Annotated in this window: 21 protein-coding genes; 2 read left to right on the top strand and 19 right to left on the bottom strand. The window is 72.3% G+C overall.

The window, feature by feature from the left end; all coding sequences use genetic code 11:
- Positions 1–11: 11 nt before the first annotated feature.
- From ACPOLA_RS05565 to hisD, 7 genes are read right to left on the bottom strand one after another with little or no spacing between them, the layout of a single operon-like run.
- Positions 12–482, bottom strand: a complete 471-nt coding sequence (locus tag ACPOLA_RS05565) for a helix-turn-helix transcriptional regulator (RefSeq protein WP_435769402.1) — start codon at positions 480–482, stop codon at positions 12–14.
- Positions 479–1,249, bottom strand: a complete 771-nt coding sequence (hisF, locus tag ACPOLA_RS05560) for an imidazole glycerol phosphate synthase subunit HisF (RefSeq protein ID WP_435769401.1) — start codon at positions 1,247–1,249, stop codon at positions 479–481. Before hisF ends, ACPOLA_RS05565 begins: the two co-directional genes overlap by 4 nt.
- Before the next feature lie 2 nt (positions 1,250–1,251).
- Entirely contained in the window at positions 1,252–1,983 is a 732-nt protein-coding gene (gene priA, locus ACPOLA_RS05555; protein ID WP_435769400.1) for a bifunctional 1-(5-phosphoribosyl)-5-((5-phosphoribosylamino)methylideneamino)imidazole-4-carboxamide isomerase/phosphoribosylanthranilate isomerase PriA, read from the bottom strand.
- A 14-nt stretch (positions 1,984–1,997) separates the two neighbouring features.
- Entirely contained in the window at positions 1,998–2,648 is a 651-nt protein-coding gene (hisH, locus tag ACPOLA_RS05550; protein ID WP_435769399.1) for an imidazole glycerol phosphate synthase subunit HisH, read from the bottom strand.
- Between the two features lie 3 nt (positions 2,649–2,651).
- A complete protein-coding gene (gene hisB / locus ACPOLA_RS05545; protein WP_435769398.1) occupies positions 2,652–3,263 on the bottom strand; it encodes an imidazoleglycerol-phosphate dehydratase HisB in 612 nt (203 codons plus the stop codon).
- A complete protein-coding gene (locus ACPOLA_RS05540) occupies positions 3,260–4,414 on the bottom strand; it encodes a histidinol-phosphate transaminase (RefSeq protein WP_435769397.1) in 1,155 nt (384 codons plus the stop codon). Before ACPOLA_RS05540 ends, hisB begins: the two co-directional genes overlap by 4 nt.
- Entirely contained in the window at positions 4,411–5,736 is a 1,326-nt protein-coding gene (hisD, locus tag ACPOLA_RS05535) for a histidinol dehydrogenase (protein WP_435769431.1), read from the bottom strand. Before hisD ends, ACPOLA_RS05540 begins: the two co-directional genes overlap by 4 nt.
- Positions 5,737–5,842: 106 nt before the next feature.
- Between hisD and ACPOLA_RS05530 the strand changes: the two genes are divergently transcribed.
- Together ACPOLA_RS05530 and ybaK are read left to right on the top strand one after the other, a co-directional pair.
- Positions 5,843–6,508 (top strand): LON peptidase substrate-binding domain-containing protein, encoded by a 666-nt coding sequence (locus ACPOLA_RS05530; RefSeq protein WP_435769396.1) that lies wholly within the window; start codon positions 5,843–5,845, stop codon positions 6,506–6,508.
- An 18-nt stretch (positions 6,509–6,526) separates the two neighbouring features.
- On the top strand, positions 6,527–7,018 hold the full coding sequence (gene ybaK / locus ACPOLA_RS05525) for a Cys-tRNA(Pro) deacylase (protein WP_435769395.1): 492 nt from the start codon (positions 6,527–6,529) through the stop codon (positions 7,016–7,018).
- On the opposite strand, the gene ACPOLA_RS05520 is transcribed toward ybaK, so the two are convergent.
- From ACPOLA_RS05520 to pgeF, 12 genes are all read right to left on the bottom strand, one after another.
- Positions 6,978–7,559 carry a hypothetical protein gene (locus ACPOLA_RS05520; RefSeq protein WP_435769394.1) on the bottom strand — a complete coding sequence of 194 codons (582 nt, stop codon included), beginning with the start codon at positions 7,557–7,559 and terminating at the stop codon, positions 6,978–6,980. The genes ybaK and ACPOLA_RS05520 overlap by 41 nt on opposite strands.
- 10 nt (positions 7,560–7,569) lie before the next feature.
- Positions 7,570–11,157, bottom strand: a complete 3,588-nt coding sequence (gene dnaE, locus ACPOLA_RS05515; protein ID WP_435769393.1) for a DNA polymerase III subunit alpha — start codon at positions 11,155–11,157, stop codon at positions 7,570–7,572.
- A 142-nt stretch (positions 11,158–11,299) separates the two neighbouring features.
- Entirely contained in the window at positions 11,300–11,860 is a 561-nt protein-coding gene (locus tag ACPOLA_RS05510) for a hypothetical protein (RefSeq protein WP_435769392.1), read from the bottom strand.
- A 49-nt stretch (positions 11,861–11,909) separates the two neighbouring features.
- Positions 11,910–12,368: a GNAT family N-acetyltransferase gene (locus ACPOLA_RS05505; protein ID WP_435769391.1), complete on the bottom strand. Its 459-nt coding sequence runs from the start codon at positions 12,366–12,368 to the stop codon at positions 11,910–11,912.
- 5 nt (positions 12,369–12,373) lie between these two features.
- Complete coding sequence (locus ACPOLA_RS05500; protein WP_435769390.1) at positions 12,374–13,312, bottom strand: RluA family pseudouridine synthase; 939 nt, start codon at positions 13,310–13,312, stop codon at positions 12,374–12,376.
- The gene (lspA, locus tag ACPOLA_RS05495) at positions 13,309–13,965 is read right to left on the bottom strand and encodes a signal peptidase II (RefSeq protein WP_435769389.1); all 657 of its coding nucleotides are present in this window, start codon (positions 13,963–13,965) and stop codon (positions 13,309–13,311) included. The genes ACPOLA_RS05500 and lspA overlap by 4 nt, the downstream gene beginning before the upstream one ends.
- Before the next feature lie 47 nt (positions 13,966–14,012).
- Entirely contained in the window at positions 14,013–14,960 is a 948-nt protein-coding gene (locus ACPOLA_RS05490; RefSeq protein ID WP_435769388.1) for a TraR/DksA family transcriptional regulator, read from the bottom strand.
- Between the two features lie 175 nt (positions 14,961–15,135).
- Complete coding sequence (locus tag ACPOLA_RS05485) at positions 15,136–15,897, bottom strand: DivIVA domain-containing protein (protein ID WP_435769387.1); 762 nt, start codon at positions 15,895–15,897, stop codon at positions 15,136–15,138.
- Positions 15,898–16,033: 136 nt separating this feature from the next.
- A complete protein-coding gene (locus ACPOLA_RS05480; protein ID WP_435769386.1) occupies positions 16,034–16,327 on the bottom strand; it encodes a YggT family protein in 294 nt (97 codons plus the stop codon).
- Between the two features lie 132 nt (positions 16,328–16,459).
- On the bottom strand, positions 16,460–16,951 hold the full coding sequence (locus ACPOLA_RS05475; RefSeq protein WP_435769385.1) for a cell division protein SepF: 492 nt from the start codon (positions 16,949–16,951) through the stop codon (positions 16,460–16,462).
- Between the two features lie 61 nt (positions 16,952–17,012).
- Complete coding sequence (locus ACPOLA_RS05470; protein ID WP_435769384.1) at positions 17,013–17,732, bottom strand: YggS family pyridoxal phosphate-dependent enzyme; 720 nt, start codon at positions 17,730–17,732, stop codon at positions 17,013–17,015.
- Entirely contained in the window at positions 17,729–18,460 is a 732-nt protein-coding gene (gene pgeF, locus ACPOLA_RS05465) for a peptidoglycan editing factor PgeF (RefSeq protein WP_435769383.1), read from the bottom strand. Before pgeF ends, ACPOLA_RS05470 begins: the two co-directional genes overlap by 4 nt.
- Between the last annotated feature and the right edge of the window lie 29 nt (positions 18,461–18,489).

The following is an 18,489-nucleotide window of genomic DNA, read 5'->3' as shown; positions in this document are numbered from 1 at the left end:
GGAACGGGAGGCTAGCTGCGGGCGTCCGCCACCGGCTTCTCCTGGATTGCGGAGCCGTGAGCCTCGTCCGGGGCTCGCTCGGCAAGGCCCCACATCAGCACGAAGCAACCCGGGATCCGCGGAGCGGCCGCGCCCCACCGCTGCTGGAAGGCGCGTGGAGTCTCGCCCGTCACCTTGCGAAACCGGGCGCTGAAGGACCCGATACTGGCGAACCCGACGGCCTGGCAGACCTCGGTCACGGTGAGGTTCGTGGTGCGGAGCAGATCCTGCGCGCGCTCCAGCCGCCGTTCCGACAGCAGCACGCCGGGCGTCGCGCCGTACGTCGCCGCGAACAGCCGGTGGAAGTGGTACTTGCTGAGCCCGGCGGTCCGGGCCAGGTCGTCGAGGTCGAGCGGCTCCGCGAAGTCGCGGTCGATCCGGTCGCGAGCACGCCGCAGGTGCACCAGGACGTCGTCCGGGGCCCTGCGACCGGTCGTGCTCACCGGACCGGTGCGCCTGCCGCGGCGAGGGTCTGCTTGACCTCGCCGATGCGGAGGGTGCCGAAGTGGAACACGGTGGCGGCCAGGACGGCGTCCGCGCCCGCCTCCACCGCGGGCGGGAAGTGCTCGAGCGCACCGGCACCGCCGGAGGCGATGACCGGGATGCCGACCTCGGCGCGGACGGCCCGGATCAGCTCGAGGTCGAACCCGTCGGTCGTGCCGTCGGCGTCCATCGCGTTGAGCAGGATCTCCCCTGCGCCCAGCTCGGCGGCCCTCGCCGCCCAGGCGACCGCGTCGATGCCGGCGGAGCGCCGGCCGCCGTGGGTGGTGACCTCGAAGCCCGAGTCGGTCGGGGCGCCGTCCCGGACGCGGCGTGCGTCCACCGACAGCACCAGCACCTGGTTGCCGAACCGGGTCGCGATCTCGGCGATCAGCTCGGGCCGCTGGATGGCGGCGGTGTTGACCGCGACCTTGTCCGCGCCGGCACGCAGCAGCCGGTCGACGTCCTCGACCGAGGAGACGCCCCCGCCCACGGTGAGCGGGATGAACACCTGCTCGGCGGTGGCGGAGACGATCTCCATCGTCGTCGCCCGCCCCTCGTGGGAGGCGGAGATGTCGAGGAAGGTCAGCTCGTCGGCGCCCTCGGCGTCGTAGAGCCGGGCCAGCTCGACCGGGTCGCCGGCGTCGCGGAGCTCCTGGAAGTTCACGCCCTTGACCACCCGGCCCGCGTCCACGTCGAGGCACGGGATGACGCGCACGGCCAGCGACACGCTCAGCCGCCCTTCGTGAGGGCGAGGGCGTCTTCCAGCGTGAACTGGCCGGTGTAGAGCGCCGTGCCGGCGATGGCGCCCTCGACGCCGAAAGGCACGAGGTCCATCAGGGCCCGGATGTCGTCGAGGGTGGTCACGCCGCCGGACGCCACCACGGGCCGGTCGGTGGCGGCGCAGACGTCCCGGAGCAGCTGGAGGTTGGGGCCCTGCAGCATCCCGTCCTTGTTGACGTCGGTGACGACGTAGCGTGCGCAGCCCTCGGCGTCGAGCCGGGCGAGCGTCTCGTAGAGGTCGCCGCCGTCCTTGGTCCACCCGCGCGCCGCCAGCGTGCGGCCGCGGACGTCCAGCCCGACGGCCACCCGGTCGCCGTACGTCGCGATGGCGCGTGCGCACCACTCCGGCTGCTCGAGCGCGGCGGTGCCGATGTTGACCCGTCGGCAGCCGGTCGCCATCGCGGCCTCGAGCGACTCGTCGTCGCGGATGCCGCCGCTCATCTCGACCATGATGTCGAGCCGGCCGACGATCTCGGCCTGGAGCTCCCGGTTCTCGCCCTGGCCGAACGCCGCGTCGAGGTCGACCAGGTGGATCCACTCGGCGCCGGCCTGCTGCCACCGCAGGGCCGCCTCCACCGGGTCGCCGAAGCGCTTCTCGGACCCGTCGACGCCCTGGACGAGCTGGACCGCCTGGCCGCCCTTGATGTCGACGGCAGGCAGCAGCTCGAGGTACTCGCTCAACGGACTTCTCTCCTCTAGAGGGACTGGACCCAGTTGCGCAGCAGCTGCGCTCCCGCGTCGCCGGACTTCTCCGGGTGGAACTGCGTCGCGGCGAGCGGGCCGTTCTCGACCGCGGCCACGAACCGGTCGCCGCCGTGCTCGGCCCAGGTCACCAGCGGCTGGTGGGAGTCGGGCGTGCGGTCGTTGGTCACCAGCCGCCAGTGCCGCACGCCGTAGGAGTGCACGAAGTAGAACCGCTCCTGCTCGATGCCGGCGAACAGCCGGGTCCCCTGCGGTACCTCGACGGTGTTCCAGCCCATGTGCGGCACGATCGGCGCCTGCAGCCGCTCGACGACCCCGGGCCACTCCCCGCAGCCGGCGGTCTCGACGCCGTGCTCGATGCCCCGCTCGAAGAGGATCTGCATGCCGACGCAGATGCCGAGCACCGGCCTGCCACCGGAGAGCCGGCGGGCGATCACCCGCTCGCCGCGGATCTCACGCAGCCCGCGCATGCACGACTCGTAGGCACCGACCCCCGGCACCAGCAGGCCGTCGGCCTCCATCGCCGCCTCCAGGTCGCCGGTCAGGGTGACGTCGGCGCCGGCGCGCTCCATCGCGCGCACGGCCGAGCGCAGGTTGCCGGAGCCGTAGTCGAGGACGACGACGGAGGGTGTCTTGGCGGACATCGGCTACAGGGTGCCCTTGGTGGAGGGCACGCCGGTCTCGCGCGGGTCGACGGCGACGGCGTCGCGGAAGGCACGGGCGAAGGCCTTGAACTGGGTCTCCACGATGTGGTGCGGCTCGCGGCCCGCGAGCACGCGCACGTGCAGCGCGATGTGGGCGTGGAAGGCGATGGTCTCGAAGACGTGCCTGGTCAGCGAGCCGAGATACGACACGCCCGAGCCGCCGAGCGCGACGTACTGCTGGCCCTCGGGCTCGCCGGTGTGCACGCAGTACGGGCGGCCGGACACGTCCACCACGGCGTGGACCAGCGCCTCGTCGAGGGGCACCGTCGCGTCGCCGAAGCGGCGGATCCCGGTCTTGGCACCGAGCGCCTCGCGCAGCGCCTGGCCCAGCACGATGGCGGTGTCCTCGACCGTGTGGTGGGCGTCGATGTGCGTGTCGCCCTCGGTCTGCACGGTGAGGTCGACGAGCGCGTGGCGCGCGAAGGCGGTGAGCATGTGGTCGTAGAACCCGACGCCGGTGGAGACGTCGTGGCGGCCGGTGCCGTCGAGGTTGACCTCGACGACGACCTTCGACTCGCTCGTCTGCCGCTCGATGCGTGCGGTCCTGGCGGTCATGCTCGTTCTCCGTTCACTTCGGTCAGTGCGGCCCGGAAGGCCGCCATCTCCTCCGGTGTGCCGACCGAGACCCGGAGCCAGCCCTCCGGGCCGGTCTCCCGGATCAGCACGCCGCGGTCCAGCAGACCCTGCCAGACAGCATGGCGGTCGGCGAATCGGCCGAACAACACGAAATTGGCGTCCGACTCGGCGACGGCGTACCCCTCGGCGCGGAGCCAGCCGACCAGCTCGTCGCGCTCCGCGCGCAGCTGGTCGACCTTGCCCAGCAGCTCAGGGGCGTGCCGGAGCGCCGCGAGCGCCGCGGCCTGGGTGACCGCGGAGAGGTGGTAGGGCAGCCGGACCACCCGGATCGCGTCGCAGATCGCCGGGTCGGCCGCGAGGTAGCCGAGCCGCAGGCCCGCGCCCGCGAACGCCTTGCTCATGGTGCGGGTGACCACAAGGTTGCGGTAGCTGGGCAGCAGCTCCAGGGCGCTCGGCACGCCCGCGCGGCGGAACTCGCCGTACGCCTCGTCGACCACCACGACGCCCTCGTCGCCCGCCGCCTCGCACAGCACGGCGACGGCCTCGCGGGGCAGCGCCGTGCCGGTGGGGTTGTTGGGGCTCGGCAGCAGGATCACGCTCGGCTGCTCGCGCTTGACCAGGTCGCGGGCCGCGTCGAGGTCGAGCGCGAAGTCCTCCGCTCGGTGGCCGGTCACCCAGCGGGTGGAGGTGTCCCGCGCGTACTCCGGATACATCGAGTACGTCGGCGCGAAGCTCACCGCCGTGCGCCCGGGCCCTCCGAAGGCCTGGAGCAGCTGCAGCATCACCTCGTTGGACCCGTTGGCCGCCCACACCTGCTCGGGCCGGATCCGCCCGTCACGACCGTCGCTCCCGTCCCGCGACAGGTACGACGCCAGAGCGGCGCGCAGCGCCACGAACTCGCGGTCCGGGTAGCGGTTCAGCGTGGCGGCAGCCTCGGCGACGGCAGCCGCGATGTCGGCGACGCACTCCGGGGACGGGCCGTAGGGGTTCTCGTTGACGTTGAGCTGCACCGGCGCGACCTCGGCGGACAGCTGAGGGGCGCCGTAGGGCTCGATGCCCCGCAGCTCCTCGCGCAGCGGCGGCCAGGCCGGCCCGGTGGTCGGTGCGGTGCCCGCGCGGTCGGGCGTCACGGCGTCATCCGCACGGTCACGGCGGCGCCGTGGCCGGGCAGGTCCTCGGCCTCCGCGAGGGTCACCACGTGGCCGGCGACGTCGGCGAGGCCCTCGCGGGAGTACTCCACGACGTGCACGGACTTGGTGAAGGCGCGTACCGACAGCCCCGAGGAATGACAGGCGCAGCCGGCCGTCGGCAGCACGTGGTTGGACCCGGCGCAGTAGTCGCCCAGGCTCACCGGCGCGTACGGACCGACGAAGATCGCCCCGGCGTTGCGCACCCGGGCGGCCCAGGCGGCAGCGTCCTCGGTGTGGATCTCGAGGTGCTCGGCGGCGTAGGCGTCGACGACCGCGAGCCCCTGCTCCAGGTCGCGGACCAGCACAATGCCGGACTGCTTGCCCGCCAGCGACGTGCTGATCCGCTCGGCGTGCCGGGTCACGGCGACCTGCTTCTCCAGCTCCGCCTCGACGTCGGCGGCGAGGCGCTCGGAGTCGGTGACAAGCACGGCCGCGGCCAGCGGGTCGTGCTCGGCCTGGCTGATCAGGTCGGCGGCGACGAAGCCGGCGTCGGCGGAGTCGTCGGCGAGGATGGCGATCTCCGTCGGGCCGGCCTCGGAGTCGATCCCGACCTTGCCCTTGAGGATCCGCTTGGCGGTGACGACGTAGATGTTGCCCGGGCCGGTGACCAGGTCGACGCGCTGCACGGGCGCGCCGCCCGGTCCGGACGCGGGCAGGCCGTACGCGAACATCGCGATCGCCTGCGCGCCGCCGACGGCGTACACCTCCTCGACGCCGAGCAGGGCGCACGCGGCGAGAATCGTGGGGTGCGGGAGGCCGCCGAACTCGCGCTGCGGCGGGCTCGCCAGGGCGATCGACCCCACGCCGGCTGTCTGGGCGGGCACGGCGTTCATCAGCACGCTCGACACCAGGGGTGCCAGGCCACCGGGCACATAGAGCCCGACGCGGTCGACGGGCACCTTGCGGTGGGTGACCCGCGCACCCGGCCCCAGGTCGGTGACCGCGTCCTGCTCGAGCTCGTTGGCGCAGGTCGCGCGGAGCCGGCGGATCGACTCCTCCAGCCCGGACCGGACGCCGGGGTCGAGCTCGGCCAGCGCCCGCTGCAGCTCCTCGGGCGGCACGCGGAGGTCGTCGACCAGCACGCCGTCGAACCGCTCGCCGTACTCCCGGACGGCTTCGAGGCCACGGGTCCGCACCGCCTCGCAGATGTCATGCACCGCCGGCACCGCGGCCTCGACGTCGAAGTCGGCACGGGGCACGGCCGCGCGGTAGTCGACGCCCGCCGACGTGGGGTCGAGGTCGCGCAGGTCGATGCGGCGGATCCGCCGGATCGAGCTTGTCGAGGTCACCGGTCGATTCTACGCGGGCCTCGCGCCACGCCTGGTGTCGGCGACGCCTGCCGGACGGCCGGTGGCTAGGGTCGGGACCGTGACCGTCGAGCTCCCGATGTTCCCGCTCAACAGCGTGGTCTTCCCGGGAGTCAGCCTGCCCCTGCGCGTCTTCGAGGACCGCTACCGCGCGCTGGTCCACCACCTGCTGCGGATCGACGACCCCGCCGACCGGGTGTTCGGCTCCGTCGCCATCCGCGAGGGCTACGAGATCGGGGAGCACGGCGCACAGTCGCTGTTCCGGGTCGGCGTGCGACTCCAGCTCACGGAGGTCGAGGCGCACGCCGACGGCACCTTCGACGTGGTCGCCGTCGGCCGCGACCGGATCCAGCTCGACCGGCTGCGCACCACCGAGGACTACCCCGTCGGCGAGGTCAGCGAGCTGCCCGAGCCCGAGGTCGACGTCCCGACGGAGGTGGTGCAGCGGGCACGCGCCACCTTCGCGGCCTACCGCATGGTGCTGCAGGAGATCGCCGCCGACCCGCTGGACGGTCCGCTCCCGGCCGACCCCGGCTACCTGTCGTGGACGCTCGCCGCCTGCGCGCCGCTGCCCATGGGCGAGCGCCAGGAGCTGCTGGAGGCGCCGGACGCGGCGGAGCGGCTGATGCTGGTGACCGACCTGCTGCGCACCGAGCTGCGGGCGATGAACGTGATCTCGTCGCTCCCCGCGACCGAGGTCGCGCGCACCCGCTGGTCACCGAACTGATTCTGGCCAGGAGGGGACGTGGCGACGAGGAGGAAGGCCCTGGGAGGGACCCCGGCGACCGTCGCGCTGACGGCGGCCGGCGTGCGCTTCACCGTGCACGACTACGCCCACGACCCCCGCTCGGAGTCCTACGGCGAGGAGGCCGCGCAGGCCCTCGGTGTGGAGCCGGGCCGAGTGTTCAAGACGCTGTTCGCCGACGTCGACGGGGCGCTGGTGGTGGGCGTGGTGCCGGTCTCGGGACAGCTGGACCTGAAGGCCCTCGCGCGCGCGATCGGCGGCCGCAAGGCGGTCATGGCCGATCCCCGGACGGCCGAGCGCGCCACCGGGTACGTCGTCGGCGGCATCTCCCCGCTCGGACAGCGCAAGCCGCACCCGACGGTGGTCGACGAGTCCGCCACCACGCATCCGACGGTCTTCGTCTCCGCCGGCCGCCGTGGCCTGGAGGTGGAGCTGGACCCGGCCGACCTAGTCAGGCTGACGGCTGCTCGGGTCGCTCCCATCGGCCGCTGAGGGCGAGCATCACGACGAGGTAGCCGAGCAGGCCGCCCACCGGCCACACCAGGTAGGGCGTCGGGACCTCGACGACGCCGTCGTCGTCGTGCAGCACGTCGGCGACGAAGCCGGGGAGGGACACCACGCCCTGGGCGACGTGGAGGTGGCCCGGCAGCCGAGTGCCGATGTCGACCTGCCCCACCTTCTCCTGCGGGTCGGGCGGGCTCTGGCTGACACCCACGAAGAACATCACGACCGCGCCCACCACGCCGGCGAGGGCGACCACGACAACCCCCGCGATCGCGCGGTCGCGGGACAGCAGGGCGGTCACCACGCCGAGGACCAGCCCGAGACCGATGCCGAGCAGGACGTAGGTCGCCGTGCCGCCGAAGTCACGCGCGACGCCGGGGTCGAACGGCGTCGGCAGCCACAGCGGCCCCTGGGCCGTCTCGTAGATCCTGCCCGTGGGCGCCGGGGCCCACCAGCGCCACCACAGCCACCCCCCGAGCGCACCGAGGGCGCCCGCCAGAGCCAGCGGGACGGCGATCACCCGGGTCACGGAGCGACGCTCATCCCGCGAGGCACCCGGGGCCGAGGAGCTGCTTGAGGTCGGCGAAGAGGGCCGGGCTGGGGGTCACCCGGAGATTGTCCCCCAGGCGCATCACCTTCGTGGAGTCGCGGCTGAGCAGCTGGAGCCGGACCTCGGTCAGCCCGGGGTGGGTGGTGAGCACCTCGCGGAGCTGCTGCACGACCGGGCCGGTGCACCGGGTGGACGGCAGGCTGATCACGACCGGGCCGTCGCTGCCCCGGTCGAGGTCGGGCACCGTGACCTCCTGGCCGCGCAGCTGGGGCGTGTCGCGGTCCTTGTCGAGCGCGCCCCGGACCCGGACGATGGCGTCGTCGGTGAGGTACGGCGCCGCGAGCCGGTAGGAGCTCGGGAAGAGCAGCACGTCGATGGCGCCCTCGAGGTCCTCGAGCGTCACGGTCGCCCAGGGATCGCCGTTCTTGGTGATCTTGCGCTGCACCGAGGTGATCAGGCCGCAGACCGTGACGTTGGAGCCGTGCGGGCGGTCCTCGTCGGTCACCAGCTGGCCGATCGTGCAGTCGGTGCCGTTGGAGAGCACGTGCTCGAGGCCCAGCAGCGGGTGGTCGGAGACGTAGAGCCCGAGCATCTCCCGCTCGTGGCCGAGCAGCGTCATCTTGTCCCACTCGTCGAGCTCGGGGATGGAGACGGTGACGCCGAACCCGGCACCGACGCCGTCGTCCCCGCCGTCGTCGCCGAGCCCGGCGAACAGTGAGTCCTGCCCGATCGCCTCGTTGCGCTTGATGTCGACGTACTGGTCGACGGCGGTCTCGTGGATCGCGACGAGGGCACGCCGGCGGTGCTTCATGTCGTCGAACGCACCGGCCTTGACGAGCGAGTCGATGACCCGCTTGTTGCACACCTGCGCCGGCACCTTCGACAGGAAGTCGTTGAAGTCGAGGAACCGGCCCTTCTCCAGCCGGGCCGCGACGATCCCGTCGACGACGTTGGCACCGACGTTGCGGATGGCGGTCAGGCCGAAGCGGATGTCGCGGCCGACCGGGGTGAAGTTCGACGCGGACTCGTTGACATCGGGCGGCAGCACCTGGATCTTCATGCGGCGACACTCGTTGAGGTAGATCGCCATCTTGTCCTTGTCGTCCTTCACCGACGTCAGCAGCGCTGCCATGTACTCGGCCGGGTAGTTGGCCTTGAGGTAGGCCGTCCAGTACGACACGACGCCGTACGCCGCGGAGTGCGCCTTGTTGAAGGCGTAGTCGGAGAACGGGAGCAGGATCTCCCACAGCGTGGTGATCGCCGCCTGGGAGTAGCCGCGCTCGAGCATGCCGGCCTGGAAGCCGGCGTACTGCTTGTCGAGCTCCTCCTTCTTCTTCTTGCCCATCGCCCGGCGGAGGTTGTCGGCCTGTCCCAGGCTGAAGCCCGCCAGGACCTGGGCGATCGCCATCACCTGCTCCTGGTAGACGATCAGGCCGTAGGTCTCCCCCAGCACCGGCTCCAGGGCGTCGGCCAGCTCGGGGTGGATCGGCTCGATCGGCTCGCGGCCGTTCTTGCGGCGGGCGTACTTGTTGTGCGAGTCGGCGCCCATCGGACCGGGGCGGTAGAGGGCGCCCACGGCGGAGATGTCGGCGAACTTGTCGGGCCGCATCGACCGGAGGAGCGCGCGCATCGGGCCGCCGTCGAGCTGGAAGACGCCGAGCGTGTCGCCGCGGGAGAGCAGGTCGTAGGTCGCCGGGTCGTCGAAGGGCAGGTCCTCGAGGACGACCTCCTCCTGCCGGTTCATCCGGATGTTCTCGAGCGCGTCGTCGAGGACGGTGAGGTTGCGCAGGCCGAGGAAGTCCATCTTGACCAGCCCGAGCGCCTCGCACATCGGGTAGTCGAACTGCGTGATGATCGCGCCGTCCTGCTCGCGCTTCATGATCGGCACGATGTCGATCAGCGGCTCGCTCGACATGATCACGCCGGCGGCGTGGACGCCCCACTGACGGATCTGGCCCTCGAGACCCAGCCCGGTCTGGTAGATGGTGCGGACCTCGGCGTCCTGCTCGTAGAGGGAGCGGAACTCGCCGCCGTCGCCGTAGCGCTTGTGCTCGGGGTTGAACAGGTCCTTGAGCGGGACGCCCTTGCCCATCACGTCGGCGGGCAGCGCCTTGGTGATGCGGTCGGAGATCGCAAAACCGTGGTCGAGCACCCGGGCGGCGTCCTTGATCGCCTGCTTGGCCTTGATCCGACCGAAGGTGGCGATGTAGGCGACCCGGTCGCTGCCGTACTTGTCGCTGACGTACTGGATGACCTCGGTGCGCCGGCGCTCGTCGAAGTCGATGTCGAAGTCGGGCATCGAGGGCCGCTCGGGGTTGAGGAAGCGCTCGAAGATCAGGCCGTGCTCGAGGGGGCACAGGTCGGTGATCCGGAGGGCGTACGCCGCGATCGACCCGGCGCCGGAGCCGCGGCCCGGCCCGACTCGGATGCCGTTGTCCTTGGCCCACTGGATGAAGTCGGCGACCACGAGGTAGTAGCCGCAGTAGCCCTTGGCGGAGATGACCGACAGCTCCATGTCGACCCGGTCGCGGACCTCCTGGGTGAGCCGGTCACCGGGGTAGCGCGACTCGATCCCGCGCCACACCTCCTTGACGAACCACGACTCCTCGGTCTCGCCGGCGGGGACGTCGGCGCGCGCCATGTAACCACCGGTGGACTCGGTGAACTCCACCTCGCAGCGCTCTGCCACGAGCAGGGTGTTGTCGCAGGCCTCGGGCATGCCGAACCCGTCGGCCCACAGCTCGCGCATCTCGGCGGCGGACTTGATGTAGTAGCCGCCGCCGTCGAACTTGAGCCGGTTGGTGTCGGCCAGCCGCTTGCCCGAGGCGACGCAGATCAGCGCGTCGTGGGCCTCGGCGTCCTCGGGGTTGTTGTAGTGCGAGTCGTTGGTGGCGATCGGCGCGATGCCGAGCTCCTTGCCGAGCCGCAGCAGGTCGTCACGGACCCGCTTCTCGATGTCGATGCCGTGGTCCATCAGCTCCAGGAAGAACGAGTCCTTGCCGAAGATCTCCTGGAACTCCGCGGCCGACCTGCGCGCCTCGTCGTACTGCCCGAGGCGCAGGCGGGTCTGGATCTCGCCCGAGGGGCAGCCGGTCGTCGCGATCAGGCCGCGGGCGTACTCGTGGAGCAGCTCGCGGTCGGCACGCGGCTTGTAGTAGTAGCCCTCGAGGCTCGACCGGGAGGAGAGCCGGAAGAGGTTGTGCATCCCCTCGGTGGTCTCCGCCCACATCGTCATGTGGGTGTAGGCGCCACCGCCGGCGACGTCGTTGCCGCCCTCCTCGGCACCGTCCACCCCGTTGCCCTTGCCCCAGCGGACCCTCCGGCGCTCGCTGCGGTGGGTCTGCGGAGTGAGGTAGGCCTCGATGCCGATGATCGGCTTCACGTCGTGCTTGCGGGCCTTGGACCAGAAGTCGTACGCGCCGTGCAGGTTGCCGTGGTCGGTCATCGCGATCGACCTCATGCCGAGGTCGTTGACGCGGGTGAAGAGCCCGTCGAGCAGCGACGCACCGTCGAGCATGGAGTACTCGGTGTGGACGTGCAGGTGGACGAAGTCCGCTCCCCCGGAACCGGCTGCCATCGGGTGTGTGGGTCTCCTCTGCTCCGTGCGGGCGTGGTCGTTCGACGCAGGTCACGACCTGTGGGCCGAAGGGGAAGGACCACAGACTACGTGACCGCGGACGTGATGGTCGCAGGGCTCACCGACACATCGGGGGCGCCCCTCAGCTGGTGGCCACCGACACCACGAAGCCTGCGGCAGCGGCCACCAGGAGCAGGGCGGCCGGCGCCGCGAACACCGCGACCAGGACCAGGCGCTGCGCCCTCCCGAGCACTCCCGGCCGGCGCTGCGCCCACCACCAGCCCAGCGTGAGCCACAGCAGGGCCACCGCGACCAGCGGGAGCGAGAGGGAGGCCCACCGCGCCCAGAGGCTGGTGCGGTAGGCGGTCCCCGACCCGGGGTCCGCCCGGACCGCGTAGGACTCCCCGGGCTCGCCGTCGTGGTAGAGCTCGGCGGCATAGGGCCGGCCCCCGTCGGCCGGGGTGAGCACGCCCACGCACTGCGCGCGGGCGGTCGTGCCGTCGTACTGCAGGTCGCGACCGCAGTCGGTCGCGGTGAACGAGCCTGCCTCCCCGGTGACGCCGAAGCCGAGCAGCAGCTCCTGGCGGCTGCCGAGGAGCAGCAGCACCAGCACCACCAGGAGGACGCCTGCGAAGCCGAGGACGCCGCGCCCCGACGTCCCTGCTGGGCCCGCGTCCGCCGCGGCGACCGGTGTCTCGCTCATGACCCGCATTCTGCTGCGGGTCGCCCGTCGCGGGTGGGCAATTCGGGCGTCAGGGCCCGCGCCACTCCATCCGGATGTCCGGTGCCCCCTCCTCGTTGCCGGAGCCGTCGGTGCGCTCGCGCTCCGCGAGTCCGCGCGCCCCGTAGAAGTCGCGGGCGGGCCGATTCGACTCGAACACCCAGAGCCCGAAGCCGTGCGGTCGCAACGACTTCACGAGGGCCAGCAGGGCCGACCCGATCCCGCGGCCGGCGTGCTGCGGATCGACGTAGAGGTCGTCGAGCCACGTCGCGGTGAACCGGGCGTAGCCCACCACCCGGCCGTCGAGCTCGGCGACCCACGTCTCCTGCCCGGCACCGTGCTCGGCGATCCGCTCGGTCAGCCAGGCTCGCACCTCGGGCTCCTCGTGCACTGACGCCGGCATCGGCGCGGACGCCCGTGCGGCGAGGTGCACGTCGGCGACCTCCGCGGCGTCCTCGGCGGCTGCCGGGCGCAGGACCAGGCCCTCCACGCCCGTCAGTCGGAGTCGCGGATGACCTCGAGTGCGCGCGCGAGGTCGTCGGGATAGGTCGACTCGTACTCCACGTGGTCGCCGCTGTCGGGGTGATCGAAGCCGAGCCGGACCGCGTGCAGCCACTGGCGGGTCAGGCCGAGCCGCTTCGCCAGGACCGGGTCGGCGCCGTAGGTCAGGTCGCCGCAGCACGGATGCCTCAGAGCGGCCATGTGCACCCGGATCTGGTGGGTGCGTCCGGTCTCCAGGTGCACCTCGAGCAGGCTCGCGAACCGGTGGGCCTCGAGGGTCTCGTAGTGCGTCACGCTGGCCCGGCCGCCGTCCATCACGGCGAACTTGTAGTCCGCGCCCGGGTGCCGCCCGATCGGTGCGTCGACGGTGCCCGACAACGGGTCGGGATGCCCCTGCACCAGCGCGTGGTAGGTCTTGTCGACGGTGCGCTGGCGGAACGCGTTCTTCAGCACCGAGTAGGCGTGCTCGGACTTGCAGATGACCATCACGCCGGAGGTGCCGACGTCGAGGCGCTGCACGATGCCCTGGCGCTCCGAGGCGCCGCTGGTCGCGATCCGGAAGCCGGCCCCGGCGAGGTGGCCCACCACCGTCGGCCCGCGCCAGCCCGGTGAGGGGTGTACGGCGACGCCCACCGGCTTGTCGATCACCACGATCGAGTCGTCGTCGTGGATGATCTTGATGCCCTCGACGATCTCGGGCACCACCTCGAGGGGGTCGGCCTCCGCGGGGATCTCGACGTCCAGGACCGACCCGGGCAGCACGCGCTCGCTCTTGGTCGCGACCTCCGCGCCGTCGAGCCGGACCAGCCCGTCGGCGACCAGCTCTGCAGCGCGCGTCCGCGAGAGTCCGAAGAGCTGCGCCATGGCGACGTCGACGCGCTCGCCCTCCAGGCTCTCCGGGACCGGGAGGCTGCGGCTGTCCGCCGTGCTCACCGGGCTCGCTCCCCGCCCGGACCCTCGGCGTCGCCATCGGCGCCGCTACCGGCGTCATCATCGGGATCGGTGTCCGCGTGGGTCTCGGTGTCCGCGTGGGTGTCGGTGTCGGCGGCCGGGCCGCTCGGGGCGGCCGGGCCGTCGCTCGCCGCCGTGGCGGGCTGCTCGTCGCCGAGCCGGCTGCCGTCCATGGTGATCCCCCGGACCACCTGCAGCAGGATCAGGCCCACGCCGAGGTTGATGCAGATGTCCGCGACGTTGAAGACCGGCCAGTTCGGCAGCATGAGGAAGTCGACGACGTGGCCGTGGAACGCCCTCGGGTCCCTCGCGAGGCGGTCGGTGAGGTTGCCGGCGATGCCGGCGAGCAGGCACCCGAGACCGACGGCCCACACCCGGTCGGCGAGGCGCCGGCTCATCCAGAGCACGACCACGGTCGCGACCAGCGCCAGGATGCTCAGCCCGACCGTGAAGCGGGTCCCCAGGCTGAACGCGGCGCCCGGGTTGTAGGTGAGGTGCAGCTGCAGCAGCTCACCGACGACCTGGACGTCGGGCTCGCCGGCGAGCCGGGTGACCGCGAGCTGCTTGGTGACCTGGTCGGTCGCGTAGAGGACGGCCGCGACCACGGCGAAGACCAACCACGTCCGGGGGGACACGGGACGGAGCGGCCGCCGGGGCTCCTCGGACCCGCTGCTGCGGTGGGTTACCGGCGTTCCTCGCGCTGCTTGCATGTCATGCACAGTGTGGCACGCGGGAAAGCCATCAGCCGCATCTTCCCGATGGCGTTGCCGCACGACTCGCACACGCCGTAGCTGCCGTCGTCGATCCGTGCCAGGGCGCGGTCGATCTGTGCCAGCTTCTCGCGCTCGTGATTGAGGACGGTCAGCTCGTGGTCGCGCTCGAAGCTCGTCGCGCCCAGGTCCGCCTGGTCCTGGCCGGCGCCGTCACCGGAGTCGCGGAGCAGCCCGGAGAGGTCCGCCTCCTGCTCCTCGAGGATCTGTGTGCTGTGGGCGCGCTGCTCGTGGAGCTCGGCGAGCACCTCGGCGAGCTCCTCCTTCGACCACGCCTCCTCGTGCTCGAGGACCACCAGCTCCTGCGGAGCGGCCTTCTTCGCCGGAGCCTTCTTCACAGCTGTCTCCTTCGCCGGGGCCGCCTTCTTGGCCGGAGCGGCCTTCTTGGCCGGAGCGGCCTTCTTGGCGGGGGTCGCCTTCTTGGCGGGGGTCGCCTTCTTGGCCGGAGCGGCCTTCTTGACCGGAGCGGCCTTCTTGGCGGAGGTCGCCTTCTTGGCGGGGGCGGCCTTCTTCGCCGGGGCGGCCGTCTTGGCCGGAGCGGCCTTCTTCGCCGGGGCCGCCTTCTTCGCCGGGGCCGCCTTCTTCGCCGGGGCCGCCTTCTTCGCCGGGGCCGCCTTCTTGGCCGGAGCGGCCTTCTTGGCGGGGGCCGCCTTCTTCGCCGGGGCCGCCTTCTTCGCCGGGGCCGCCTTCTTGGCGGGGGTCGCCTTCTTGGCCGGGGTCGCCTTCTTGGCCGGAGCGGCCTTCTTCGCCGGGGCCGCCTTCTTCGCGGCGGCCGACTCCTGGGACTTCCGGGGGCGGATGATCTTCCGCGCGGCGGACGCGGCCTGACCGGCCAACGACTTCTTCGTGGTGCGGGCCATGACGGTCTCCTCGGGAACCGGTGGCCGTCGCCGGGAGGCGACAGGCTGCACGGAGGCTAGCGGCTGTAACCCAGGTCACCAAGGGGGCGCACCGCGTCAGCCGGGATGATGTCCCGGAAAAACGCGACCGGCCGGCCGCTGGCGCGGGCCGGCCGGTCGTTCGAACGAGGGGCGCTCAGCCCTCCTCCTCGCCGAGGATCGAGCGCAGCCGCTTGGGCGCGGGGGCCTCCTCGACGGGTGCCAGCGTGTCGCCGGGCGCCTGCAGCGACTCCAGCTGCTGGGTGAAGTAGCTCTTGAGCCGCGAGCGGTACTCCCGCTCGAACGACCGGAGGGTCTCCACCTCGGCCGAGAGCTTGTCGCGCTCCTTCTCGAGGTCGCCGAACAGCTGCGTGCGACGCTCGGCCGTCTCGCTGTCGAGCATCTCGGCGCGGGTCCGCGCGTCGGCCTCGAGGCGGTCGGCCTTCGACTTGGCCTCCGACTCCAGCCGCTCCGCCTTGGTGCGCGCCTCACCGACGATCTTGTCGGCCTCGTTCTTGGCGTCCTCGACGAGCTCGTCGGCGTTGCGGGTCGCGATCTCGAGCAGTCGTGCGGCCGCGTTGGACGCCTCCGGGACCGTCTCGACGCGGATCGTCTCGACGCCCCCGACCACGGCGGGAGCGGCCACCGGAGCGGGCTCGGCCACCGGAGCGGGCGCCGGCTCGGGCTCGGGCGCGATCTCGGGCACGGGAGCAAGCTGCGTCGGCGCGTCGAAGGCGGCGGGGCCGCCGGCCTGGGCGGCCGCCAGCTTCGCACGGAGGTCGTCGTTCTCCTGGGTGAGGCGGGCGAGCTCTGCCTCGACCTCATCCAGGAACTGGTCGACCTCGCCCATGTCGTAGCCCTCGCGCAGCCGGACCGGCGTAAAGCGCTTGTTGCTCACGTCCTCAGGCGTCAGCGGCATGACCTCACCTATCTTCGAAGAACAGGACACTCTGTCTCACCGAACCTTAGCGCCTGCGCCCGAGAAGGCCGCACCACCCGGCATCCCGCCGTGCAGCAGCGCCCGATCGGCCCGTGACCGCGGCGTCCGCTGCCGCTCAGCCCAGCAGCGTGGACCGGTTCACGAAGAGCAGCACGTAGGCCAGGATCATCACCAGGATGAAGCTGAGGTCGAGCGCGAAGTTGCCGATGCGGATCGGCTTGATCACCCGGCGAAGTGCCTTGATCGGCGGATCGGTCACCGTGTAGGCGAGCTCGAGGAAGACCAGGACCGGGCCTCGCGGCTCCCACGACCGGGCGAACACCTGGACCCAGTCGGTGATGAAGCGGACCCAGAGGAACCCGATGAAGGCGAAGAGGATGCCTTCGAAAACCCACCCGACCACGGTCACGGGGCGAATGTAGTCGAGCGCTCCCAGCCTGCTGCACCCAGGTCAACTGCGCGCGCGGCAGCGCGGCGGGAGCCGCCGTACTGCGAGCCTGCTCGGCGTCCTGCGGCGAAGACGCGCTCGCGCCGAAGGCAGCTAGCTCTGGTTGAAGAACCCGTCGCCGGCGATCCGCGCCTTGTCCTCCGCGGCGACCGTGACGTTGGGCGGCGACAGCAGGAAGACCTTGTTGGTCACCCGCTCGATGCTGCCGCGGGTCGCGAAGATCAGGCCGGCCGCGAAGTCGACGAGCCGCTTGGCGTCGGCGTCGTCCATCTCGGACAGGTTCATGATCACCGGGATGCCCTCGCGGTACTGCTCGCCCACCGCGCGCGCCTCGTTGTACGTCGTCGGGTGCAGCGTGGTGATCCGGGACAGCTCGGCGACCACCGGCTGGGCCGGCGCGACCGCCACCGGCCGGCGACGCTCGTCGAGGTCGGCCACGGAGCCGGACGGCACGGCGCGGACGTTGCGGGTCGACCGGGGCTCGCGCGCCCCGGTGTCCTCGGTCGGCTCGTCGTCGTACGCGTCATAGCCGGTGTCCTCCAGCAGGCCGAGGTACTCACCGATCCTGCGCATCGCACCGCTCATGACTGAAGCCCTCCGTGATCTGTGCCCCAGCGCTTCGGGACACCTCGTGGTGTTGTGGACATTACTGGACCGCAGGCCTCGATCCGAGGACCGCGGTGCCGACGCGGACGTGTGTCGCGCCGGCCTGGACGGCCGCCTCCAGGTCGCCGCTCATGCCGGCGGAGAGGACGGTCGCATCGGGGTGGTCGACGAGGAAGGTCTCGCGGACCTCCGCGAGCCGGCCGAAGGCGGCGGTGGGGTCCTCGCCCAGCGGCGCGACGGCCATCAGGCCGCGCAGCCGCAGCTCGGGCACGCCGGCCGCCTGCTCGGCGAGCGCGGCGAGGCGGTCGGGCGGGACCCCGGCGCGGTGGTCGCTGCCGGGCGGGTCGAGGCTGACCTGGAGGAGTACGTCGACCTGCCGGCCGCTCTCCGCCGCTCCCCTCGCGAGGCGCGGCAGCAGCTCGGGCCGGTCGACCGACTCCACGACCGCGGCGTAGCGGGCGACCGCGGCCGCCTTGTTCCGCTGGAGCCCGCCGATGAAGTGCCACACGAGACCGGCCGCGGGGCCCTCCGCGCACGCAGCGACCTTCTCCTCCGCCTCCTGGTGGCGGTTCTCGCCGACGTCGGTCACCCCCAGCTCCGCGAGCAGCTCGACGTCGGAGGCGGGGAAGAACTTGGTCACCACCACGAGCCGGACCTCGTCCGCCGGTCGCCCGGCCTGGGCGCAGGCGGCAGCGATCCGCTCGTGGACCCGGCGCAGCCCTGCCGCGACCTCCGCACGCCGGTCGGTCCCGGGCGTCACGCGGCACCCCTCCGGACCAGGCCGGCCAGGCGGCCGGCACCGGCGCCGTCGCGCCGGAACGAGTAGAGGTCCGCCGACTCGCGCGTGCAGCGGGCCGCATCGACGACGCGCACGCCGGCGTCAGCGAGCTGGTCACGGACCCCGGCGCCGATGTCGAGCGACGGCGTGCCCCAGGACGTGGTGGCCCGGGTCGACGGAAGAGCGGTCGCGACCTCCTCCTGCATCGCCGCCGGCACCTCGTAGCAGGCACCGCAGACGTGGGGCCCGACCCACGCGGTGAGCGCGCGGGCACCGAGGCCGCGCATCTCCTCGACCGCGTGCGGCACCACCTCGGCCAGCAGCCCGGGGCGCCCGCAGTGGGCGGCACCGACTACCCCCGCCGTCGGGTCGGCGAGGAGCACCGGCACGCAGTCCGCGGCGCGGACCATCAGGGTGACGCCGGCGAGGTCGGTCACGACCGCGTCGGCCGACGGACGCGGCGCGCCCTCGGCCGGCGGCGCCCCGGTCACCACGTGCACGTCGCCCCCGTGCACCTGCACCAGGTCGACGAGCCGGTCGCCGGGGGCGAAGTCGGCGAGCACGATCTGGAGGTTGCGCGCCACGGACGCGGGATCGTCGTCGGAGGCAAGGGCCAGGTTGAGCGCGTCGTACGGCGCGGCGCTGACCCCGCCGGCCCGGTCCGTGAAGGCCAGGTCGACGGGGCCCTGCGACGTGCGGAAGGCGTACATCCTCCGGGACGCTCGTTCGGCTCGCTCCT

Source organism: Nocardioides proteolyticus, assembly GCF_051280635.3.
GTDB lineage: Bacteria > Actinomycetota > Actinomycetes > Propionibacteriales > Nocardioidaceae > Nocardioides.
The sequence above is the reverse complement of the archived record's forward strand: the minus strand, read 5'-3'. Positions and strand labels throughout refer to the sequence as shown.